The 22,010-nt window shown below is 68.7% G+C and carries 23 protein-coding genes; 15 read left to right on the top strand and 8 right to left on the bottom strand.

The annotated features are described in order from the left end of the window. Positions 1 to 14: 14 nt before the first annotated feature. Positions 15 to 1,775, bottom strand: coding sequence for a 7TM-DISM domain-containing protein (locus AB7E83_RS23105; protein ID WP_428573177.1), 1,761 nt, complete (start codon positions 1,773 to 1,775; stop codon positions 15 to 17). A 41-nt stretch (positions 1,776 to 1,816) separates the two neighbouring features. Here AB7E83_RS23105 and AB7E83_RS23100 point away from each other — a divergent pair, with 41 nt between their 5' ends. Beyond that, positions 1,817 to 2,572, top strand: a complete 756-nt coding sequence (locus tag AB7E83_RS23100) for a sulfurtransferase (protein WP_428573176.1) — start codon at positions 1,817 to 1,819, stop codon at positions 2,570 to 2,572. A gap of 42 nt (positions 2,573 to 2,614) precedes the next feature. Here the strand turns inward: AB7E83_RS23100 and AB7E83_RS23095 are convergent, their stop codons facing one another. From AB7E83_RS23095 to AB7E83_RS23085, 3 genes are read right to left on the bottom strand one after another with little or no spacing between them, the layout of a single operon-like run. Next, positions 2,615 to 3,499: a pirin family protein gene (locus AB7E83_RS23095; protein WP_428573175.1), complete on the bottom strand. Its 885-nt coding sequence runs from the start codon at positions 3,497 to 3,499 to the stop codon at positions 2,615 to 2,617. A gap of 13 nt (positions 3,500 to 3,512) precedes the next feature. Further along, on the bottom strand, positions 3,513 to 3,935 hold the full coding sequence (locus tag AB7E83_RS23090; RefSeq protein WP_428573191.1) for a DoxX family protein: 423 nt from the start codon (positions 3,933 to 3,935) through the stop codon (positions 3,513 to 3,515). A 40-nt stretch (positions 3,936 to 3,975) separates the two neighbouring features. Then, entirely contained in the window at positions 3,976 to 4,677 is a 702-nt protein-coding gene (locus AB7E83_RS23085) for a pirin family protein (RefSeq protein ID WP_428573174.1), read from the bottom strand. A 106-nt stretch (positions 4,678 to 4,783) separates the two neighbouring features. On the opposite strand from AB7E83_RS23085, the gene AB7E83_RS23080 reads away from it, so the two are divergent. Genes AB7E83_RS23080 through trmB form a run of 3 tightly spaced genes read left to right on the top strand, consistent with a single transcriptional unit; the run spans position 4,784 to position 7,415 of the window. Then, on the top strand, positions 4,784 to 5,728 hold the full coding sequence (locus AB7E83_RS23080) for a LysR family transcriptional regulator (protein WP_428573173.1): 945 nt from the start codon (positions 4,784 to 4,786) through the stop codon (positions 5,726 to 5,728). Then, a complete protein-coding gene (gene gluQRS / locus AB7E83_RS23075; protein WP_428573172.1) occupies positions 5,725 to 6,657 on the top strand; it encodes a tRNA glutamyl-Q(34) synthetase GluQRS in 933 nt (310 codons plus the stop codon). Before AB7E83_RS23080 ends, gluQRS begins: the two co-directional genes overlap by 4 nt. Beyond that, positions 6,654 to 7,415: a tRNA (guanosine(46)-N7)-methyltransferase TrmB gene (gene trmB, locus AB7E83_RS23070; protein WP_428573171.1), complete on the top strand. Its 762-nt coding sequence runs from the start codon at positions 6,654 to 6,656 to the stop codon at positions 7,413 to 7,415. The genes gluQRS and trmB overlap by 4 nt, the downstream gene beginning before the upstream one ends. Here trmB and alaS read toward each other — a convergent pair. Next, positions 7,412 to 10,039 carry an alanine--tRNA ligase gene (alaS, locus tag AB7E83_RS23065; protein WP_428573170.1) on the bottom strand — a complete coding sequence of 876 codons (2,628 nt, stop codon included), beginning with the start codon at positions 10,037 to 10,039 and terminating at the stop codon, positions 7,412 to 7,414. The genes trmB and alaS overlap by 4 nt on opposite strands. 160 nt (positions 10,040 to 10,199) lie before the next feature. On the opposite strand from alaS, the gene AB7E83_RS23060 reads away from it, so the two are divergent. The 7 genes from AB7E83_RS23060 to AB7E83_RS23030 all read left to right on the top strand — a co-directional run bounded on the left by AB7E83_RS23060 (position 10,200) and on the right by AB7E83_RS23030 (position 14,751). Beyond that, complete coding sequence (locus tag AB7E83_RS23060; RefSeq protein ID WP_428573169.1) at positions 10,200 to 10,955, top strand: mechanosensitive ion channel family protein; 756 nt, start codon at positions 10,200 to 10,202, stop codon at positions 10,953 to 10,955. Positions 10,956 to 11,036: 81 nt separating this feature from the next. Then, complete coding sequence (locus tag AB7E83_RS23055) at positions 11,037 to 11,579, top strand: phosphatase PAP2 family protein (RefSeq protein ID WP_428573168.1); 543 nt, start codon at positions 11,037 to 11,039, stop codon at positions 11,577 to 11,579. A 21-nt stretch (positions 11,580 to 11,600) separates the two neighbouring features. Further along, complete coding sequence (locus AB7E83_RS23050; protein WP_428573167.1) at positions 11,601 to 12,224, top strand: phosphatase PAP2 family protein; 624 nt, start codon at positions 11,601 to 11,603, stop codon at positions 12,222 to 12,224. 99 nt (positions 12,225 to 12,323) lie between these two features. After that, on the top strand, positions 12,324 to 12,608 hold the full coding sequence (locus tag AB7E83_RS23045; RefSeq protein WP_428573166.1) for a hypothetical protein: 285 nt from the start codon (positions 12,324 to 12,326) through the stop codon (positions 12,606 to 12,608). Between the two features lie 124 nt (positions 12,609 to 12,732). Next, positions 12,733 to 13,626, top strand: coding sequence for an MBL fold metallo-hydrolase (locus AB7E83_RS23040; protein ID WP_428573165.1), 894 nt, complete (start codon positions 12,733 to 12,735; stop codon positions 13,624 to 13,626). Between the two features lie 88 nt (positions 13,627 to 13,714). Then, positions 13,715 to 14,137: a DUF3597 domain-containing protein gene (locus AB7E83_RS23035; RefSeq protein WP_428573164.1), complete on the top strand. Its 423-nt coding sequence runs from the start codon at positions 13,715 to 13,717 to the stop codon at positions 14,135 to 14,137. An 11-nt stretch (positions 14,138 to 14,148) separates the two neighbouring features. After that, positions 14,149 to 14,751, top strand: a complete 603-nt coding sequence (locus tag AB7E83_RS23030) for a DUF937 domain-containing protein (RefSeq protein ID WP_428573163.1) — start codon at positions 14,149 to 14,151, stop codon at positions 14,749 to 14,751. A gap of 33 nt (positions 14,752 to 14,784) precedes the next feature. Here AB7E83_RS23030 and AB7E83_RS23025 read toward each other — a convergent pair whose 3' ends face one another. Then, entirely contained in the window at positions 14,785 to 16,983 is a 2,199-nt protein-coding gene (locus tag AB7E83_RS23025; RefSeq protein ID WP_428573162.1) for a molybdopterin-containing oxidoreductase family protein, read from the bottom strand. Positions 16,984 to 17,255: 272 nt separating this feature from the next. Between AB7E83_RS23025 and AB7E83_RS23020 the strand changes: the two genes are divergently transcribed. The 3 genes from AB7E83_RS23020 to AB7E83_RS23010 all read left to right on the top strand — a co-directional run bounded on the left by AB7E83_RS23020 (position 17,256) and on the right by AB7E83_RS23010 (position 18,368). After that, entirely contained in the window at positions 17,256 to 17,756 is a 501-nt protein-coding gene (locus AB7E83_RS23020) for a GAF domain-containing protein (RefSeq protein ID WP_428573161.1), read from the top strand. A gap of 119 nt (positions 17,757 to 17,875) precedes the next feature. After that, positions 17,876 to 18,133, top strand: a complete 258-nt coding sequence (locus AB7E83_RS23015; protein ID WP_428573160.1) for a hypothetical protein — start codon at positions 17,876 to 17,878, stop codon at positions 18,131 to 18,133. A 58-nt stretch (positions 18,134 to 18,191) separates the two neighbouring features. Next, entirely contained in the window at positions 18,192 to 18,368 is a 177-nt protein-coding gene (locus tag AB7E83_RS23010; RefSeq protein WP_428573159.1) for a CopG family transcriptional regulator, read from the top strand. A gap of 81 nt (positions 18,369 to 18,449) precedes the next feature. Here the strand turns inward: AB7E83_RS23010 and AB7E83_RS23005 are convergent, their stop codons facing one another. Continuing rightward, a complete protein-coding gene (locus AB7E83_RS23005) occupies positions 18,450 to 19,415 on the bottom strand; it encodes a Bug family tripartite tricarboxylate transporter substrate binding protein (RefSeq protein ID WP_428573158.1) in 966 nt (321 codons plus the stop codon). A gap of 452 nt (positions 19,416 to 19,867) precedes the next feature. On the opposite strand from AB7E83_RS23005, the gene AB7E83_RS23000 reads away from it, so the two are divergent. Next, a complete protein-coding gene (locus tag AB7E83_RS23000; protein WP_428573157.1) occupies positions 19,868 to 20,905 on the top strand; it encodes a Bug family tripartite tricarboxylate transporter substrate binding protein in 1,038 nt (345 codons plus the stop codon). Between the two features lie 33 nt (positions 20,906 to 20,938). Here the strand turns inward: AB7E83_RS23000 and AB7E83_RS22995 are convergent. After that, positions 20,939 to 22,010, bottom strand: a 1,072-nt coding sequence (locus AB7E83_RS22995) for a LysR family transcriptional regulator (RefSeq protein ID WP_428573155.1), incomplete at its 5' end; no start/stop codon positions are given.

Genomic DNA, 22,010 nt, shown 5'->3' with positions numbered 1-22,010 from the left:
GGCGATGACGCAGCCTAGGCCTCGGCCGTCTCCACTTCCGCGCCGATGCTTCCGAGCGACGACATCGCCGTCGGCTGCATGTACACGATGCGCTTGCGGCCGTTCAGTGCCAGCGCCGCGTTGCGCATGTCGCGCAGCAGCTCGGCCATGGACAGGTCGGCGAGGCGCCTGCGGCTGCACGCGATGCGCAGGTCGAAAGTCGCGACGAGATCGAAGGGCTGCTGCACGCGCACGCAGTGCGCGAGCACCTGCGTCGCCGCCTCGCCGAGTTCGCGCGACGTGATGGGCCGCAGGCTGATGGCCGCGAAGCGCGTGCGGCTCACCCGCGCGAGCGCCCAGCGCTGGCCCAGCAGGCGATGCAGGAGCGCCGCGAAGCGCACCAGCGTGCGTTCGGCGACCGTGCTGCCGTGCTCGATGGCCGCCTCGTCGAGACCGGGCACGGCGAGCATCATCACCGATGCGGTGCCCTGCCCCGCCGCCTCGCGCAGCGCGGCTTCGGCATGGCGCTGCTCGAAGCCCTCGTACGACCACAAGGCCGTCAGCGGGTCGCGGCTGGTGCCGATGGCTTCGCGGCCCAGCACGTCGCGGCCGTAGCGGTCGCGCACCATCAGCGTGTGGCGAAACAGCAGCAGGCCCGTGTACATGCAGACGCCGACGGCCGCGGCGCGCAGGTCGAGGCCCGAGACCTGGTCGGGCCCGGCCGCGACGACGACCGGCGCGAACAGCAATGCGATCACCGCGCCCGACACCCAGCTGACGTGGCGGCCGCCGCGCAATGCGTTCACGGCGCACAGCGCACCGCAGGCGAGCAGGAAGATCACGGTGAGCAGCAGCGCGCCCTGCACCCGCCACGCGAGCGGCAGGAGCGTCAGCTGCACGACGGCATAAACGGCGGCGACGAGGGGCGCCGCAATGCCGATCAGCCGTTCGCGCCGCTTCAGGTGCAGCGGGTCGAGCGCCTCCGTACACAGCAGGACCATGAACCCGATGAGGATGACGGCCGTGATGCTGCGGCTCCAGTCGTTGAAGGCCGGCCAGTCGCCCGTGAACCAGATCGTGAGGTATCCATTGTTCGCGGCGACGCTCAGCAGCACCCAGGCCGACACGCCCGCCAGCACCCAGTGCGAGCGCTCGCGGTAGGCGAGCGCGCCGAGCAGGCACACGAGTGTGACCATCGCGCCCAGGCCCATGATCATCCCCGACAGGTTCGCGCGCTGCACCAGGTTCTCGCGGAACTGCGGGTCCGGCATCAGCGTGACCGGCACCCTCAGGTAGGCCGCGTTCTCGACCGTGAGGATGACGTCGACCGGGTCGGCGCCGACGTCGATGGAAAAGGCCGGAAACGGATTCGCGAAGGGCCACTGCGACAAGGGCACGCGGTCGCCGGCGCGGGCGTGCTGCCACTCGCCCCGGCCGATGCGCCACCACAGATGAGCATGATCGACCTGCGGCATCGGGACCTGGAACACGTAGTCCTGGCCTTCGCGCACGCCGATGACCGTGGCGCGGCCGATCCAGCGCTCGCCGCCGGTCAACTCCCACGCCTCGGCGTTGGGATTGCGCGTGCCGTCGGGCAAGGCCCACATCGCGTCCGGATCCATCGGCGCGTCGGGCGCCGCGATGGTCGCGCGGGTGGCATCGATCCAGGCCGCGAGGTTGAGGGGCCGCGACTCGGGTGTGACGTGAAACGTCGGCGGTGCGGCCCACGCGGTGCCGAGACCGCACGCCGCCCACACGATAATCGCCCACAGTCGCCACGCCATCTCTTTCACCACCTCCGGGCCATAGTATCGGACACCCGGAACCGCTTCGTTCCATGGACACCACCCTCAACCTCGCGGCGTACCGTTTCGTTCGCATCGCGGACGCGCGCGAGTTGCGAGACAGCCTTTTCTCCGAGGCGCAGCGCCACGGCCTCCTGGGCACCGTGCTGCTCGCCGAGGAAGGCATCAACCTCTTTCTCGCGGGCGCGGAAGATCCCTTGCGCTCGTTCATGGACTGGCTGCGCGCGGACACGCGTTTCCGCGGCCTCGAAGCGAAGGAGAGCTGGTCGGCACGGCCCCCGTTCCGCCGCCTGCGCGTGAAGGTCAAGCGCGAGATCATCCGTATGGACCACCCCGCGATCCGGCCCGCCGCGGGGCGTGCGCCGGCCATCGACGCCGCCACGGCGAAGCGCTGGCTCGATCGCGGGCGCGACGACGAGGGGCGCGAGGTGGTGATGCTCGACACGCGCAATGCGTTCGAGGTCGACTACGGGACGTTCGAGGGCGCGGTGGACTGGCGCCTGGGCAGGTTCAGCGACTTTCCGGCGGCCCTGCGAGCGCATGCGGCGGAGCTGCAGGGCAAGACCGTGGTGAGCTTCTGCACCGGCGGCATTCGCTGCGAGAAGGCGGCGATCTACATGCGCGAGGCCGGCCTGCGCGACGTGTGGCAGCTCGACGGCGGCATCCTGAAATATTTCGAGTACGCCGGCGGCGCGCACTTCGCGGGCGAGTGCTTCGTGTTCGACGAGCGCGAGACGCTCGACGCGGCGCGTCGTCCCCGCGTCGGCGCGGAACCGGAGACGCCTTGACTCGGGAGCCCTGGATTCCCGCCTTCGCGGGAATGACGTGGATCAGGAGCGCGGCTCCGGCGGCGTGAAGGGCGTGGGCGGCAGGGGGATGAACTCGGTTTCGTCCGGCACCTGCCCCATGCGCTGCGCCTTCCAGTCTTCGCCCGCCTGCACCACGCGCGCCTTGCGGCTCGACACGAAGTTCCACCACATGAAGCGCGGCACTTCGAGCGCCGCGCCGCCGATCACCGCGACGCGCGTCGCCGTCTTCGCCTCGAGCGTGAGCGGCCCGGCATCGACGACGGCCATCGTGCGCACGGGCACCGGCTTGGCGTCGATGGCGAATTCGCCCTCCACCGCGTAGAACGCGATCTCCTCGGCCAGCGGCGGCAGCGCGATCGCCGCGCCCGCGGGCAGCGCGATGTCGAGGTACAGCGTCGGCGACAGCGCCTTCACCGGCGAACGCGCGCCGAACGCCTCGCCCACCAGCACGCGCACCTGCGCCTGGCCCACGCGCACCTGCGGAATGTCCGCGGCGGGCGTGTGCGAAAACGCGGGCTCGGTCTCCTCGTGCGCGAGCGGCAAGGCCGTCCACAGCTGCAGGCCATGGTTGACGAAGGCGCGATCGCGCAAGTGCTCGGGGCGGCGTTCGGAATGCACGATGCCGCGGCCGGCCGTCATCCAGTTGATCGCGCCGGGCTCGATGAGCTGCCGCGTGCCGAGGCTGTCGCGGTGCATCATCGCGCCCTCGAACAGGTAGGTCACCGTCGCCAGGCCGACGTGCGGATGCGGCCGCACGTCGTGGTTCGCGCCGGGCAGTTCGTTCACCGGACCGAAGTGGTCGAAGAAGATGAACGGCCCGACGCTGCGCCGGTCGGCCGCCGGCAGCGAGCGGCGCACGACGAAGCCGCCGCCCAGGTCCTTCTCGTGGCTGGAGAGGAGCAGCATGGCGCGGCCCAGCCTAGACCCGGCGGCCTGCGACGCTCAGGCGACCCGCGCCGAACGCCGACAGGACGAGCAGGCCGCCGACGATGGCGAGGTTCTTGCCGAACGCCTGCTTCTGCATCATCTGCTGCGCTTCCGGCACGGCCCAGTAGGCGTGGAAGATCGGCGTGATGACGGCCACGAAGATGGCGAGGCCCAGGGCAGCCCAGCGGGTCTGCCAGCCGACCAGGATCAGCAGGCCGAGGCCCAGTTCGGCGGCGATGGCGAGGGCGGCGGCCACCTGGGGCAGCGGCACGCCCTGCGACGCGATGTAGCCCACCGTGCCGGCGAAGCCGCCGATCTTGGCCCAGCCCGCGGGGATGAACAGGTAGGCGATGAGAATGCGCCCGATCAGGGCGAAGATGTCCTGCAGCGTGTCGTCGTGCGAGGTCGTGGGCATCGTTTTCATGGTGGGTACTTCTTGGGGTTGAGGAAAAAAATCAGTCGGCGAGGTCGAACACCAGCACTTCGGCCGCGCGGCCCTGCGCAAGCGACACGCTGCTTTCATTCTGCAGCAGCGCCGCATCGCCCGTGCGGAGCGCCTGCCCGTTCACGACGAGCTCGCCGCGCACGAGGTGGACGTAGGCCTTGCGCGCCGGGTCCAGCGAAAGCGTCGCCTGCTCGTCGCCGTCGAAGAGGCCCGCATGCACGCGCGCATCGGCATGGATCAGCACGGAGCCCTCGGCGCCGTCGGGCGACGCGACGAGGCGCAGGCGGCCGCGCTTGTCGGCCTCGGCGAAGGTCTTCTGCTCGTAGCCGGGCTCGATGCCCCGGACGTTCGGCTCGATCCAGATCTGCAGGAAGTGCGTCGTCTGGTCCTTCGCGTGGTTGAACTCGCTGTGCTGCACGCCGCGGCCGGCGCTCATGCGCTGCACGTCGCCGGGCGGGATGCCCTTCACGTTGCCGAGCGTGTCGCGGTGCGCGAGCTCGCCCGACAGCACGTAGCTGATGATTTCCATGTCGCGGTGGCCGTGCGTGCCGAAGCCGGTTCCGGGGGCGATCCTGTCCTCGTTGATCACGCGAAGGTTGCCCCAGCCCATGTGCTCGGGATCGTGGTAGCCGGCGAACGAGAAACTGTGGAAGGACTTGAGCCAGCCGTGATCGGCGAAGCCTCGGTCCTGGGATTTGCGCAAGCGGAGCATGGTGCTTTCCTTTCGGTATGCAACGAATGTAGGTGCGGCACGCGAGCGGACCGGCGCCTGGATTTGATGGCATCATTCAAATCGTTTGAAGGCCGGAGCCCGTAACGTGCAAAATCACCGGGAGGTGCTGACCCCCGACGCCATCGGCCTGCTGCAGGCCGTCGCCCGCTCGGGCAGCTTCGCGGCGGCCGCGCGCGAGCTCGGCCTGGTGCCGAGCGCCGTGACCTACCGCGTGCGGCAGATCGAGGACGCGCTCGACGTGCTGCTCTTCGATCGCAGTTCGCGGCAGGCCAGGCTCACGGCGGCGGGCTCCGAGCTGCTGCACGCCGGCGAGCAGTTGCTGCGGGAGATCGATGCCGTGGCGCATCGCGTGAAGCGCGTGGCCACCGGCTGGGAGGCGCAGCTCACGCTCGCGGTGGACGGCGTGATCTCCGCCTCCACCGTGATGGAGCTTGCCGAGGCGTTCTACTCGGTCGCGCCGACGACGCGGCTGCGGCTGCGCGACGAGACCCTGTCCGGGACCTACGAGGCGGTGGCGGGCGGCGAAGCCGACCTCGCGCTCGGTGTGGGGCTGGAGCCGGGCACGAACGCCGGCATCCAGAGCCGCCTTCTCGGGGACTTGCATTTCGTGTTCGCGGTGGCGCCGCACCATCCGCTCGCCGCGGAAAAGGAGCCGCTGCGCGACGAGGTGCTGCAACGCCACCGCGCGGTGGCCGTGGCCGATTCGACGCGACGCGGCGGCGGGCTCACGCTCGGCCTGCTTGCGGGGCAGGACGTGCTGACGGTGCCGACCATGCGCGCGAAGCTCGACGCGCAGCTGCGCGGGCTGGGCGGCGGCTTCGTGCCCGAGCCGATGGCGCGTCCGTACGTCGAAACCGGCCGCCTGGTGGTCAAGGCGGTGGAGCGTCCCGCGCGTCAGGTGCGGCTGAGCTATGCGTGGCGGGCGTCGTCGGGGCGCGCCGCGCTCGGGCGCGGCCTGCAATGGTGGTTGCAGCAGCTGGAGAGCAAGGCGACGCGCACGGCCTTGCTCGAGAGGCACCGGACGCCATGAGCGCCATCGTCATCCCCGCGAAGGGGGGGATCCAGGGCTTTCCGCCGTCAGCGCCCCGCCCGTATCGCGGCCGATTCGCGCCCTCGCCGACCGGCCCGCTGCATGCCGGCTCGCTGGTCGCCGCCCTCGCAAGCTGGCTCGACGCGCGTGCGAACGGCGGCACCTGGCTCGTGCGCATCGAGGACGTGGACACGCCGCGCTGCGTGCCGGGCGCCGACGAAGAAATCCTGCGGCAGCTCGCCGCCTGCGGACTCGTGCCGGACGAACCGCCGGTGTGGCAATCGGACCGCACCGCGCATTACGAAGCGGCGCTGCGCGAACTCGTCGCGGCCGACCGCGCCTACCCTTGCGCCTGCTCGCGCAAGGACATCGAGCAGGCGCTTCTTTCGCGCGGCCTGGCGCGCGGGCGGCACGATGAGCTCGTCTATCCGGGAACGTGTCGAAACGGGCTGAACGGCCGCGTCGCACGCGCCTGGCGCTTCCGCACGGCAGAAGGCGCAACCGACTGGGAAGACCGCCGCCTCGGCCCGCACTCGCAGGACGTTGCCCACGAGGTCGGCGACTTCGTGCTGAAGCGCGCCGATGGCCTCTTCGCGTATCAACTCGCCGTGGTCGTCGACGACGCCGCGCAAGGCATCACGCACGTCGTGCGCGGCGCCGACCTGGCGGACAACACGCCGCGCCAGATTCTCCTGCAGCGCGCGCTGGGGTTGCCGACACCGTCGTACCTGCACACGCCGCTGGTGCTGGGCGCCAACGGAGAGAAGCTGTCGAAGCAGAACGGCGCGCGCGCGCTCGACTTGCGCGATCCGCCGAAAGCGCTGGCCGATGCCGCCCGCGTTCTCGGCCTTCGCATCGAACCCGGCGCATCGGCCGGCGAATGCGTGGCCGCGGCCACCGCCGCCTGGGCGAAGACAATAGCGGGATGACCGAGACGCAGAACTCGCCCGACAGTCCCGAGGCCCCCGAAATTCCCGATGCATCCAGGGAATCGGCCGACCCCCGCCATCGCCCCATCCGCAGCTTCGTCCTGCGCACCGGACGAACCACCGTTGGCCAGGGCCGCGCGCTGGAGCAACTTGGCCCGCGCTACGTGCTGCCCTATCGCGAGGCGCCGCTCGACGTCGAATCGACCTTCGGACGCAAGGCGCCGGTCGTCCTCGAAATCGGTTTCGGCATGGGCGAAGCCACGGCGCACATCGCGGGCGTATTGCCGGACCACGACTTCATCTGCTGCGAAGTCCACACGCCCGGCGTCGGCGCGCTGCTCAAGCGCATCGAGGAACGCGGCCTGTCGAACGTGCGCATCGTGCAGCACGACGCCGTGCAGGTGGTGGACCACATGATCCCGCCCGGCTCGCTCGCCGGCATCCACATCTTCTTCCCCGACCCCTGGCACAAGCTGCGCCACCACAAGCGCCGCCTCGTGCAGCCGGCCTTCGTCGCACGACTCGCGCGCGCCCTCGCACCGGGCGGCTACATCCATTGCGCGACGGACTGGGAGAACTACGCGCAGCAGATGGTGGAGGTGCTCACGGCCGAGCCCTTGCTGCGAAATACGTCCGCGGCTTATGCCCCGAAGCCGCACTATCGCCCGCTCACGAAATTCGAGAACCGCGGCCTGCGCCTCGGGCACGGGGTGTGGGACGTGGTGTTCCGCCGCGCCCCATCCTCGGAGCCGACCTAGATCTTCCCGGCCACCCACCCCTGCACCGACTGCAGCGCCGCCGGCAGCTTGCTCGCATCGGTGCCGCCGGCCATCGCCATGTCGGCCTTGCCGCCGCCCTTGCCGCCGACCTGCTGCGCGACGAAGTTCACGAGCTCGCCCGCCTTGACCTTGCCCATGCTGTCGGCCGTGACGCCCGCGGCGATCTGCACCTTGCCGCCGTCGACGGCCGCCAGCACGATGGCCGCGGTCTTCAGCTTGTCCTTGAGCTTGTCCATCGTGTCGCGCAGCGTCTTCGCGTCCGCACCGTCGAGCCGCGCGGCGAGCACCTTCAGCCCCTTGACATCGACGGCCTGGCTCACGAGCTCGTCGCCCTGCGACGACGCCAGCTTGCCCTTGAGCGCGGCGACTTCCTTCTCGAGCGAGCGCACCTGCTCCAGCACCTGGCCGATGCGCGACTGCAGCTCGGTGGGCGAAGCCTTCAGCGAGCCGGCGGCGCGCGTGACGGCGCTCTCCAGCTGCTGGAGGTAGGCGAGCGCGTTCGCGCCGGTCACGGCTTCGACCCGGCGGATGCCCGCGGCCACGCCGCTTTCGCTCACGATCTTGAACAGGCCGATGTCGCCGGTGCGGCTCACGTGCGTGCCGCCGCACAGTTCGCGGCTCGATCCGATGTCGAGCACGCGCACGCTGTCGCCGTACTTCTCGCCGAAGAGCATCATCGCGCCCGTCTTCTGCGCCGACTCGATGTCCATCACCCGCGCCTGGGTCGCGTGGTTCTCCAGGATCTCGGCGTTCACGCGCGCCTCGATCTCGCGGATCTGCTCGTCGGTCACGGGCGTGTTGTGCGTGAAGTCGAAGCGCGTCTTGTCGGCATCGACGAGCGAGCCCTTCTGCTGCACGTGGTCGCCGAGCACTTCGCGCAGCGCCTTGTGCATCAGGTGCGTGACGCTGTGGTTGCGCATGGTCGCGTGGCGCTTCGCCATGTCGACCTTCGCCGTCACCGCGTCGCCGACCTTGAGCGCGCCGCTCGCAAGCATGCCGTGGTGGCCGAACACGTCGGCCTTGATCTTCTGCGTGTCGGCGACGTCGAACTTCGCGCCGCCCGCCGACTCGATCGCGCCCAGGTCGCCCACCTGCCCGCCCGACTCCGCATAGAACGGCGTCGTGTCGAGCACGACCACCCCCGACTGTCCCGCCGCGAGCTGCTGCACCGCCGCGCCCTCGGCGTAGAGCGCGACGACCTTCGCCGGCTCCTCGAGCTTCTCGTAGCCGCTGAACACGTTGCCCGCGCCGCCGTACTCCAGGCCGCGGTCCATCTTGAACTTGCCGGCCGCGCGCGCCTGCGACTTCTGCTTTTCCATCGCGGCGTTGAAGCCGGCCTCGTCCACCGCGACGTTGCGCTCGCGGCAGACGTCGTTGGTCAGGTCGAGCGGGAAGCCGTAGGTGTCGTGCAGCTTGAAGGCCACCTCGCCGGGCAGCACCTGCTTGTCGCCTTCGAGCGCGGCGTCGAGGATCTCCATGCCGTTGGCGAGCGTTTCGTAGAAGCGCTCCTCTTCCGCCTTGAGCACTTCCATCACGCGCTTCTCGTTCGCCTTCAGGCTCGGATACGCGTCGCCCATCAGCGCCACGAGGTCGGGCACGAGCTTGTGGAAGAACGGCGTCTTCTGTCCGAGCTTGTAGCCGTGGCGGATGGCGCGGCGGACGATGCGGCGCTGCACGTAGCCGCGGCCCTCGTTCGACGGAATCACGCCGTCGGCCACGAGGAAGGAGGTCGCGCGGATGTGGTCGGCGATCACCTTCAGCGACGGCGTCGCCAGGTCGGCGACGTGCGTCTCGCGGCCCGCGGCCGCGATCAGCTTCGCGAAGATGTCGATCTCGTAGTTGCTGTGGACGTGCTGCAGGATGGCCGCGAGCCGCTCGAGCCCCATGCCCGTGTCGACGCAGGGCGCGGGCAGCTTCCGCAGCGAGCCGTCGGGCTGCATGTCGAACTGCATGAACACGTGGTTCCAGATCTCGATGTAGCGGTCGCCGTCCTGCTCCGGCGAGCCGGGCGGGCCGCCCGCGACCTCGGGGCCGTGGTCGAAGAAGATCTCGGAGCACGGGCCGCACGGGCCGGTGTCGGCCATCATCCAGAAGTTGTCCGAGGCGTACTTCGCGCCCTTGTTGTCGCCGATGCGGACCACGCGCTCGGGCGGCAGGCCGATTTCCTTCGTCCAGATGTCGAACGCCTCGTCGTCGTCGATGTAGACGGTGGCCCAGAGCCGGTCGGCAGGCAGCTTGTAGACCTGCGTGAGCAGCTCCCAGCCCCACTTCAGGGAGTCGCGCTTGAAGTAGTCGCCGAAGCTCCAGTTGCCCAGCATCTCGAAGAAGGTGTGGTGCCGCGCCGTGTAGCCCACGTTCTCGAGGTCGTTGTGCTTGCCCCCCGCGCGCAGGCAGGCCTGCACGGAGGCCGCGCGCACGTAGTTGCGCTTGTCGGTGCCGAGGAAGACGTCCTTGAACTGCACCATGCCCGAGTTGGTGAACATGAGCGTGGGGTCGTTGCCCGGCACGAGCGGGCTGGACGCGACGACGGCGTGCCCCTTGTCCTTGAAGAAATCGAGGAAGGTCTGGCGGATGTCGGCGACGGTGAATTGGGGCTGAGTCATTGGAGATGGGGCGTTGCGAATCCAGCGCCATCGCTCGATCCAGCTGAACATTCGATTATAGGTAGGCCCCCTTCCTACAACGCAGGCTGGGGCTTTCCGACGCGAGGGCGCGCCGTCGCCGGGCACAGTGGGTCATCCATACAACCAGGGAGCCCCCACCATGCCCACGCCCATGACCGACTGGAGCGACGCGATGTTCACGTCGTTCGCCGCCGCGATGGCGCTCTTCCTGTCCGCCATCCCGAAGATCATCGGCTTCGCGGTCATCGTCATCGCCGGGTGGTTCATCGCCACGCTGATCGAGAAGGCGCTCGCGACCGTGCTGCGCACGATCCGCTTCAACGAGCTCGCGCAGCGCTCCGGCTTCGCCGACTTCGTGGCGAAGATGGGCATGAACACCGACTCGGCCGGCATGATCGGCCTGGTGGTGAAGTGGTTCGTTCGCCTCATCGCGCTGGTGGTGGCATTCGATGCGCTGGGCCTGCCCGCCGTGTCGGACGTGCTGCGCCAGCTGCTGCTGTGGCTGCCCAATGTCGTCGTCGCGCTCGTGGTGCTCGTGATCGGCGGACTCGCCGCGCGCGGCCTGAGCAACCTGGTGCGGGGCTTCGCGTCGGAAGCGGAGCTGTCCAACGTCGACTTCCTCGCCAAGACCGCGTCGATCGTCGTGTGGGCCTTCGCCATCGTGGTCGCGATCAACCAGTTGGGCATCGCGACCACGCTGGTGAACACGCTCTTCACCGCCGTCGTGGGCGCCATCGCCCTGGCGGCCGGCCTCGCCTTCGGCCTGGGCGGCCGCGACACCGCCGCCGAAATCGTGCGCAAGTGGTACGGCAAGGCGCAGGACGGCGCCGAGAAGGTGAAGCTGGTCACCGGGGAGGGCCGCGCGGCGGCCGAACATCCGTCTGAAGGCGGCTGAGCGTGGGTACGGCGTCTCTGCCGCGCAACATCCCGGTCCACCCTTAAGATTTGCTTAATGGACCGGAACGAACCTGCGGCAGTGACTCATCGATCTCGACTCCCCTTCATCGCCGTTTGCGCCGCCGGCCTGACCCTGTGCAGCGCCCCGCTGCTCGCCCAGAACGTCGCGCGTCCCGACCGCGTCGGCGACGTGCTGCGCATCGCCCTTCCGCTGGCCGCGGCCGCGGGCGCCTTGGCCCAGGACGACACGGAGGGCCTGCGGCAGCTGACCCTGACGCTGGCGCTCTCCGAGGGCAGCACGGCTTTGCTGAAGTTTTCGCTCGACCGGCGCCGTCCGGACGGCAGCGGCCATGGATTTCCCTCGGGCCACGCCTCGACTGCGTTCGCCGCGTCCGCCTTCGTCCACAAGCGCTACGGCCTGCAATGGGCCCTGCCGATGTACGGACTGGCGACCTTCGTCGGCTATCGGCGCGTCCACACGCGCAATCATTTCGCGCGCGACGTGTTCGCGGGCGCGGCCGTCGGGATGGCCTCGGCCTTTTTCTTCACGAGCCGCGCGCCGAACTTCGGCATCGCGCTCTTGCCGCATGGCTTCGCCGTGACATACGCCAACGAGTGGTAATGCGGTAATGCGAATGCAATGGTGAAGCGCTCGCTCCTTGTCGCAGCGGGCGCCGGGATCCTCGTGCTCACCCTCTCGGGCGCCGGCGCGCTGGCGGCCCTCGACGCATGGCTGCCCGGCTTCGCGGCCCAGCATCGCTCGCCCGGACTCACGTCGGCGCTCGGCGTCCTCTCGGATCTGCACGACACCGACGCCATCCTGATGGCCGCGGCCGTGGTCGCGGCCGTGCTTGCGCTGCGCCGCTCGTGGGATTGGCTGCTGACGTTCGTGCTCGCGCAAGGCGGCGGCATGCTGCTGAACGTCGTGGTGAAGGCGGCGTACGCACGCGACCGCCCCGATGCCGCGGGCGCGCTCGCCCACGCCACCTACTACAGCTTTCCGAGCGGCCATACGAATGCCGCCGCCCTTTTCTACGCCATGTTGTGCGTACTGGCCTTCGAGCACGGCTTGCCGCGACGGCTGCGGCCCTGGCTCGTGGCTGGCGCGGCGTCGATGGTGCTGTGCGTCGCCTTCAGCCGCGTCTACCTCGGCGTGCACTACCCGAGCGACGTGGTGGGCGCGCTCGGCGAAGCCTGCGCCTGGCTGGCGTTCAGTCTGGCACTGCACGCCGGGGGCCGGCCCACGCGGCACGACAAGGCGCACTGACAGCTCTCCGACGGGCCCTCCTACAGGATTCGGCCGGGCCGGCACCTAAGCTTCGTACATCCACAACGAACACGCGCCGCAAGCGCAAAGGGAGCCGGGATGCAAGCCACACGAATCGCCGAGGCCGTCGAGACTCTCAACTGGCTGGCCACGCAGATCCACACGATGCCCGACCGCGGCCGCGACACCGTCGAGGCCGGCGTGTTCCTCGCGCTCTCCAGCGTGTGCCTCGGCGACTACGTGCGCCTCGTCGCCAAGGGCGTGGAGCCGTACGACGCGCTGCGCACCGCCGCCGACGAAATGACCGAATACCGTCGCGAAGTGCTGCAACAGTGGAACCCCATCGGGGCGCCCGCCGCGACCGAGGACGCGACCCTCGCCTGACACGTGTTGCCCGCCCCGCGCGGCAGCGCGTCGCGGATCGCGGTCCGTGCAGGAGACCGCTTCGGCCACGGGCGATGTATCGGGCGCTACCGAACCGGACAGCGAACTCGGCTATCGTGGCGAAATGCAAACCTGGAAGATCGGTAACGTCGAAGTCACGCGTATCGAAGAGAGCGAACGAACCGGCTCCATGGGGCCGGACAAGTTCTTCACGGGCTTCGACCGCGCGATCTTCGAATCCCACTACGACTGGCTGCTGCCGCGGCACTATTCGCGCGAGCACGATCGGCTGATCATCAGCTCGCATTCGTGGCTGGTCCGCGTCGGCAAGTTCACGATGCTCGTGGACAGCTGCAGCGGCAACCACAAGTACCGGCCGTTCAATCCGGCCTTCCACATGCTCGAGACGCCCTTCATCGAGCGGCTCGCCGCCGCGGGCGTCACGCCGGAGCAGATCGACGTGGTGATGTGTACGCACCTCCATGCGGACCACGTCGGCTGGAACACGCGGCTGGAGAACGGCCGGTGGGTGCCGACCTTCCCGAATGCGCGCTACGTGTTCACGGAGGAGGAAAACCGGTTCTGGCAGCAGCAGATCGCCACGGTGCTGAAGGACAACCCCGGGCGGCGCGGCGTGTACGAGGACAGCGTGCTGCCCGTCATCGAGTCGGGCCAGGCGCGCATGCTCGGCCCCGAGTCGCACCACCTCGCCGACGAACTGCGCGTGGAGCATGCCCCCGGCCACACGCCCGGCCACATCGTGCTGCAGATCGAATCGAACGGCGAGCGGGCGCTGTGCTGCGGCGATGCGATCCACCATCCGATCCAGCTCTACCAGCCCGACTGGAACACGAGCTTCTGCATCGACCCCGTGCTCGCGCGCCAAACGCGCCGCCGCCTGCTCGACCACTGCGTCGACAACGACGCGCTGCTGATGCCGATTCATTTCGCGACGCCCTTCGTCACGAAGGTGCTGCGCGCGGGCGGCGCCTACCGCCCCGACGCCGGTTTCGTCTGATCGCGGCGCGCTGGCGCCCCACGAGTCGCGCTTGCGGGGCTAAGATGCCCGCTCGGCATTCCCGCCGTGACGGACCGGAGAAAACACCATGGGATTTTTCAGCAAGATTCTGGACAAACTCGGCTTCGACGCCGGCGCGGGCAAGGTCGATGCGATGTTGAACACGCCGGTCCCACCGCCGATGACGACGTCCGCCTCCGGCGCGGGCCCTGCGGCGGGCGCGCCGGGCACGGCAGCGCAACCCGCCGCGACGGTCGACGTGACCGCGCTGCTTGAACAGAAAGCCGCCGCCAACTCGCAGAAGCTCAATTGGCGCACGTCGATCGTCGACCTGCTGAAGCTCCTCGACATCGACAGCAGCCTGCAGGCCCGCAAGGAACTCGCCACCGAACTCGGCTGCCCGGCGGACAAGATGGCCGACTCGGCGCAGATGAACATGTGGCTGCACAAGGCCGTCATGCAGAAGGTCGCGGCCAACGGCGGGAAGGTGCCCGCCGAACTGCTCGACTGAGGGCGCACACCATGCAGATCACCGACCTGCTGGCCCAGACGGGCGGCCTGCAATCGATCGCGCGCGAGCTCGGCATGAACGAGGCGCAGGCTGCGAGCGGTGCCGAGGCCTTGCTGCCGGCGATTCTCGGCGGCTTCCAGAAGCGCGGACAGGCCGCGCCCGCCGACGCAGGCGACGCAGGTGACCAGGGCGGCCTGGGCGGCTTGCTGGGCGGGCTGCTCGGCGGCGCGGGTGGCGGCCTGCTCGAGCAGGTGCTGTCGCCCGGCAGGACGGACCCGGAACCGGGCAACGACGTGCTCGGAGAAATCTTCGGCTCCAAGGACGTGAGCCGCACCGTCGCGCAGGATGCGGCCCAGCGCACCGGGCTCGACCCTTCGCTGCTGAAGAAGATGCTGCCGCTGCTGGCGATGCTGGTGACCGGGCTGGCGGCGAAGGGCGTGGGTCAGGCTCGCGGGGGCTCAGGCGATGCCGGAGGGCTCGGCGGCATGCTCGGCGGAATCCTGGGTGGCGGCGGCGGACAATCGCGCGGCGGACTCGGGTCGCTTCTCGATGCGAACGGCGATGGCAACGCGCTGGACGACATCCTGCGCATGGCGGGGAAGCTGGGGCGCTAGGGCTCCGCTTCAACCCACGCTTCAACCCACGCTTCAACCCACCGGCTCGACCCGCACGGGGATCCCGCTCATGATCGGGATGCCCGTGATCGGGTCGCAGCGGTCGAGGTCGATCAGCTTCTGCACCGACGCCTGCGCGAACCCGTGCGTGAGCGACATCGTGCCGCGGCGCAGGGTGTCGTCGTATTCGACCGTGGTCACCACTTCGCCGTTCTTCGAGCGCAAGCGCACCGGCGCGCCCTCCGCGATCGACAGGCCGCGCATGTCGTCGGGATGCGCCTGCACCGGGTGCGCGGTCCTGCCTTTCGACAGGCTCGGCAAGCCCTGCCCGACCGAGTTCATGAAGTTGTTGACGCGGCGGGTGATCAGCTTGAATTCGCCCTGCGCCTGCGGCGCTGCGCGTGCGCCCTCCTCCAGCACCTCGCCGAGATCCGCCATCATCATGGGGTCGCCCAGCTGAAGGCGCGCGGTGCAATCCGCATCGGCCGGCTGCACGACCTGCGCGACCTCCTCGAAGAGCCGCCCCTGCGGGTACTTGCGAACTTCGTCCAGCGGCACGCGCGAGCCCGCGCACACCTGCTCCAGGAGCATGTCGATGTTGGGCGGCGGCCCGTTCATGTCGAACTCGAAGGTGCGCCCGCGCGTCTCCACGTGCGGCCCGAAGCCCGCGGTGAAATGCACGCTGAGCTGCAGGCCCAGCTGCTGCCCCAGGCGGAAGAAGAACTCGCCGTCCTCCATCAGGTCCGAGCCCGCGGGCGGCGGCACGATCGCGTCGGTGTGCTGCGCCCAGGGCACCGAATAGCCGCGCGTGACGCCGATGTACTTCAGCCACTCGACGATCTGCGTGTTGCCCGGAATCTCCAGCGACAGCGGCGGCGGCACCACGTAGTGCGCATGGTCGGTCGTCGCCGTCTCCTTGTAGTCGAAGACGACGAGCAGGTCGAGCTCGGCCATCGCGCGTTCGGTGCGTGCCTGATCCGGCCACGCCAGCACCGGGTTGCCGCCGACGACGAACAGCGCGCGGATCTTGTCGGGCCCGTCGGTGAGGATCTGGTCGGACAGGCCCGCCGTGGGCATGCCGCTCGCGTTCTGCCGCATGCCCGTGGCGGACAGCACGCCCTTGCCGAACACCGGGTACGGCGGGTACGCCTGCGCCTTCGGGGTGAACGCCGGCAGCAGCACGTTCGGGTGCGCCGTCTTCTCGCCCGCCTTCGCCCAGCGGCCGCAGAGCGTGTTCAAACACAGCGCGAGGTAGAAGGTGAGATTGCTGTGGCCCGCGAAGCTCGGGCCGGTGGAACACACGGTGCTGCCGATGCGGCCCCGGCCGAAGGTGCGCGCCATCTCGAGCAGGTCGTCGACCGCGACGCCCGCGCGATTCGCGACGTATTCCGGCGTGTACGCCTCGACCGCGCGCTTCAGTTCGTCGAAGCCCTCCGTGTGCGCCGCGACGAACGCCTCGTCGTACAGCTTCTCGCGCAGGATGACGTGGATGAGGCCCGCCAGCACGGTGGGGTCCTCGCCGGGCCGGATCTGCAGATGCACGTGCGCGCGTTTCGCGGTTTCGGTGCGGCGCGGATCGATCACGAGCAGCTTCATGCCCGCCTCGGTCCGCTCCTTGAGAATGCGCGCCGGGTTGTTGGGCGGCGCGCCGTTGGAATTGGAGATGACCGGATTCGCCCCGATCACCAGCCACGTGTCCGCGTCCTCGATGCGGTGCGGCCCCGCGTGCCAGTTGCCGTGCAGCGCGGTCGACGTGTGCGCGGCCGGCTTGTCCAGCGCGCCGGCGGAGAACAGCATGCGCGAGCCCAGCCCGCGGAACACCGAGCGCGAGATGGCCTGCCCGGTGGCGCTCGAGACCACGCCCGTGCCGATGTAGTAAGCCACGGCCGAGGGGCCGTGCGTGTCGACGATCTCGCGTATCTTGCGGGCCACCTCGTCGACCGCCTGCGCGCTCGTGATCCGGGCCAGCGCGCCGTCGACGCGCTTTTGCGGATGCAGCAGGCGCGCGGGGTCGTTGTGCTGCTCCGGCAGCGCGCGGCCCTTGGGGCAGGAGTAGCCGCCATACGGCGTGTCGGCGCGGCTGCCAACCACCTTCACCACCCGGCCCGCTTCGACGGTGACGTCGATCGGGCACAGCGCCGAGCACTGCCGGCAGATGCTGGGGTAGGTGCCGCTCGTGCCGGCCGGGGACGACGCGTAGCGCAGCGGCGCGGGTCGCAGGGATGCATTCATTCGGATCGGTCCTCCGTCCGCGCAGCATAAGCACTGCATGGGCGGCGCCACAATGGCGAGGTGGAGGGGATGATCCACATCATGGAACCGGCCGCGCCGCGTCGGCGTTCGGGGGGTCGATGTTAAGCCCGTGTTAATCGAGTGTGAGCACAATTGCACGGATGGGCTGGCCTGCTTATGCTTGCGCCGCCCGATCCCGTTGACCACGCACGCATGGCCCTCACCCGACATCTCCCCCGCTCCCGCGCTTCCCGGCACGGGCTGCCGCTGTGATGGGCCGCGAGCCGCCGTTCGAGCCCGTCGCCGACGCCTCCCAAGCCTTCGACTGGCGCCTGCGCGAATGGGGCCTGCATGCGGCCCTGCGCTTTCTGAACCTGCGCACGCCGCACCGCTTCACCGGCGTTCACCGCTTCGCCCCGTCCCGTGTCGAGCAGGTCGCGCTGGTCGACCGGTGGTTTCCCGGCGAACGTACCGTAACCGGTTTCGCGCCCGCCGACGCCTGCTGCGCCTACATGGAACGCACCGGGGCGCCCCTGGCGGTGCGCGACGGCCGGCTCGAGCAGCACATGGACTGGATGCGCGCGAGCGGCGTCGTGTCGTTTTTCGGAGTTCCCATCGACGACGCGGATGGCGGGCGGTGGGGCGCGATCTATCACACGGACACCGAGAGCTGCGACGCGAAGACGAGCGAGATCGAGCTGCTGCAGTCGGCGGCGCGCAGCGTTTTCCTTTATCTGTCTCGAGGCGGAAAGTTCCCGTCCGGCGGCGGTTGAACTCAATGACATGACCGTACCGGCCCTATTTCTCGCAAGGTGCTGCCGTTCATCGGCGGGCGCTTGAGACAGAACGAGTAATTCCCAATTACAACCGGGCCGATTTCCACAACTCAATATTGCCGACCGACGAGATGATCCGAAGGACCCGTTCCGCGCTACCGACGAACGAGAAACAGGCACGCCTGACCGTGGTGCTCGAGGAGCGCCGAAAACAGGAATTCGATGCCGCCTGCCGCGAACTGGGCTCCAATCCTTCGGAGGTGCTGCGGCACCTGATCGTCGATTACGTGCGCGGCTCGGGCCGCCGTGCCCCCGGCCACGCACCGCCCGGTGCGAATCCTCCGACGCCGGATTCGGCGGACGACGGCGGCTGAAGATCCCCTGGGTGTTTCTAGAATATGAAGCACTCGGGGATTAAAAAGAAAATACCGTATGGAGCCCAAAACCGCACGGCTCACGATCCTGATCGATCCGAAAACGAAGATCGATTTCGAGGACGTCTGCCGCACCCAGGACATCACGCCGTCGCAGATGGTGCGTCGCCTCATTCGCAACTTTCTGGACGACCGCAAGGCAAGCGGCGTGCCGCGGCGGATCATGAGGCGGTGAGATCGGCCCATTTCACGTTTGCTGCGGTGCAGCGAACGTGTGCTCCTGCCGCAGCTCGCCTGCGACAGGCAGCCGCCAGGTTCAGTTCGTCTTCGTCCCGGTGAGCTGGGCCATCTGGCGCCAGCGGTCGTACTCCTTCGGCAGCGCCGCCTGGAGCTCGGCCGCGTTGCGCGGGGCCACGTCGAGCCCGTGCGTCTTGCACTGCTCCTTGAACTCCGGGGTGGCGGCGACCGCCATCATCGCGGACGAAAGCGTCTGGACGATCGCCGCTGGCGTGCCGGTGCGCACCATCGCGAAGATCGGGCTGATGACCTCGTAGTCGCGCAGGCCCGCCTCGGCGACCGTCGGTACGTCGGGCATCAGCTCCGAGCGCTTCGCGCTCGTCACGCCCAGCGCGCGCAGCTTGCCGGCCTTCACGAGCGGCGACATGCCGGACATGCCGCTGACCGATACGTCCACCTCGCGGATGACGGCGTCCATGACGGCTTGCGAAGCCACCTTGTAGGGCACGTGCCGCAGTTGGACGCCAGCCTGCGACCACAGCAGCGCGGCGGTGAGGTGGCCCGCGGAGCCCACGCCCGATGAGGAGAAGGTGATCTTGTCCGGACGCGCCTTCGCGTCGGCGAGCAGCTCGCCCAGCGTCTTCCACGGCGCTTCGGCCGACACGCCGACGATGAGCGCGGACGCGGCGACCTGCGCGACGCCCGTGAGGTCGTTGCGCGCGTCGAAGGTGAGCTTGTCTCCATACACCGAAGGGATCGACAGGTGCCCGCCGCTCGTGAAGAGCACGGTGTAGCCGTCGGGGGCCGATCGGGCCACGGACTCCGCGCCCATGGTCATCGAGGCGCCCGGCTTGTTCTCCACGATCATGTTGACGTTCAGCCGCTTGGCCATCGCATTCGCGACGAAGCGCGCCATGGCATCGGTGCCCGTCGCCGGGCTGAGGGGAACGACCACGCGGATCGGCCTCGACGGGTAGGTGTCCGCGTGCGCTCCGAGGACGGTGCCGGCGAGCGGAAGAATCGTGAACTGTCTGCGGCTGATCATGGCGAGGGTCTCCGACGTTCGAGTGGGTCCGGCCCAGCTTATCGGTGCCTTCCGGGCGGAACAATCGGGAGTGGCGAGCAGTTGCTTCGCATTGTGAACCGCGCGTGCCACGACAAGGTGGTTCCTCTTCAGAGATCGCGCTTTCGCATCGGGCGACCCAAGGATCCGGCTCGCGTCGCGACTCGCGACGCGAGCCTCGCGAAGTGCGTGGCGACGCGCCGCTCGGCTGTGAGAGTCTCGCAACCATGCAGGCCCGGCTCCAATCGTTTACTCCTGCAAATCACCATCGATAAACACCTTCAGCGTGCTTGCCGAGGAATTCTCCAATGCGATGACATCGACGAATTTGTGTTTAAGCCGGTCGGCGGCATGTGTCTTGCTGCGGTGACTAGCCCCTCGAGCTTGATCGAACCCCCAACCCTTCACCGACTCACGTCAGGAGTTCTCGCGCCATGCAGACCCTTTTCTCGAACCGATTCTTGCGGAATGTCGTCCGTGGAATTTCCACACTCTTCTCCGGGTTGACGACTGCTGTCGCCGTGTGCGCCGCAATGGTGCTCGCGGCAGTCAGCACGAGCGCCGCCGCCGCTTTCCCGGACCGCCCCATCACGATCATCGTGCCGTACCCGGTGGGTGGAGCGACGGACCTTCTGGCTCGCGAAGTCGGACGTCGCATGGCTGTAACGCTCAAACAGTCCGTGGTCATCGAGAATCGTTCCGGAGGAACGCAAATGGTCGCGATGGCGGCTGCGCTGCGCGCACCAAGAGATGGACATACGGTGGTGCTGGGCGCCGTGGCCGATGCGGCGATCTTCGCAGCGGGGTCCAAGACGCCGCCGCCGCACGATTTTCAGGAGGACTTCGCACCGGTGGCCAACCTCGCGACCTCGCCGCACATCATGGTCGTACCCGCCTCGCTTCCGGTCAGGAACGTCGCGGAAATGGTCGCCCTGATCAAGAAGGAACCGGGCAAGCACAACTACGCGTCGGTGGGCATCGGCAGCATGTCGCACCTCGAGGGAGAACTCTTCGAGCAACTCGCGGGCGTGCGAACCACGCACCTGCCGTACCGGGGTGGAGCACAGGCACTGGTGGATCTCATCGCGGGAAATTCCAGCCTGATGTTCCTGAGTGCGCCCAACGCCATGCCGCACGTCAGGTCGGGCAAGCTGCGCATACGGGCAGTCGTCGCTCCCCGGCGGATTTCGCTTCTTCCAGACGTCCCCACCTTCGCCGAGGCTGGCTACCAGGGCTTCACGGCAAACAATCGTTTCGGCTTCTTCGTGGCCAAGGGAACGCCTGCCGACGTCATCGACACGCTGTCCAGGTCGGTGCAGGTGGCACTGGAGGACAAGGAACTGCGCACCAAGCTCGATGGACAGGGCGTCGATGGCGAGTACGCCGACCCTGCAACGTTCGGCCGCCTCGTGCGGACGGATTTCGAGTATCTGGGTGGCATCGCCAAACGGTCGAAGATCACCATCGATTGACTTCCTTATTCGGAAGGAAGTCATTCGGCGAGATCATGGCCCTTCCGAACCCATCGCGAGTTTTGCCTGTTCCTGGAGATGCATCCACAGCAGTCGGCTCGCCACCGGCTGCGCATCCTTGCGCTTGCAGACCCAGAACTTCCTCACGGCCCATTCGTCGGTGAGGGGGATCGTCTTCAATTCGAGCGCGGCCGCGTTCCTGCTCGCGATGGCCTCGGGCAACACGCTGACCCCGAGACCGCAGCCGATCATCACGCACAAGGCATCGAAGCCTGCGGCCTCCATTCGAACCTGCAGCGAACGATTTCGAGCCCGGGCCCCCAGGGCGAGGAGCGTTCCGATCGAGGTGCCTGGCGGCACGCCGACGAAGTCCTCGTCCAGGACATCGAGAAGCGACACCGGTGTGCCGTCGAGAAAATGATCTTTCGACGTGCAAAGGACCAGCCGGTCCTGCCGGTAAGCGGCGGTCTCCAGTCCGGCGTGCAGCGGCGCGCTGGTAAAGATCCCGACATCCGCGGAATGGTCGGCGACGGCCTTGTTGACGTCCCAGCTGGTCACCGCCTCGAGTTCAACCTGCACGCCAGGGTGCTTGTCGAGGAACGACTTGATGTCCGCGGGCACGAACTGCGCCAGGGCCGAGGGGCTCGCACAGACCCGCACGAGGCCGCTGACGCCGCTCGCGTGGCCCTTCAGCGCGAGCGGAATCTGGTCGAGCTCGGCGAGCGCCTTGCGTGCCAGTCGCGCCAGCGCCACGCCGGCGTCCGTGGGCTCCACACCCTTGTTGGTTCGCACCAGGAGCCGGGTGTTCAGGAGGCCTTCGATCTCGCTGATTCGCTTGCTCACCGCCGCGGCGACGAGGTGTTCGCGCGCCGCCGCGGCGGCGATCGTGCCCTCCTCGACAACGCTGACGAACACGCGCAGGGAGGTGGGGTCGAGTTGCCGTGTCATGTGAACGCACGAATCTTGAAGGCGCGAGTGCCGCAGCCGGCACGCGCGCCATTCAAAGCAGTCGACGTTTCCGTTGCGGCAGGCGCCGCGCGCAAAGCGCATCGGCTCAACCCCAAGCCGCATCGGGTACCGCCAGCCCATCGAGAACCGTTGCGGT

This window comes from Ramlibacter sp. (assembly GCF_050250995.1).
Lineage (GTDB): Bacteria > Pseudomonadota > Gammaproteobacteria > Burkholderiales > Burkholderiaceae_C > Ramlibacter.
This window is presented reverse-complemented; position numbering and strand designations above follow the sequence as displayed.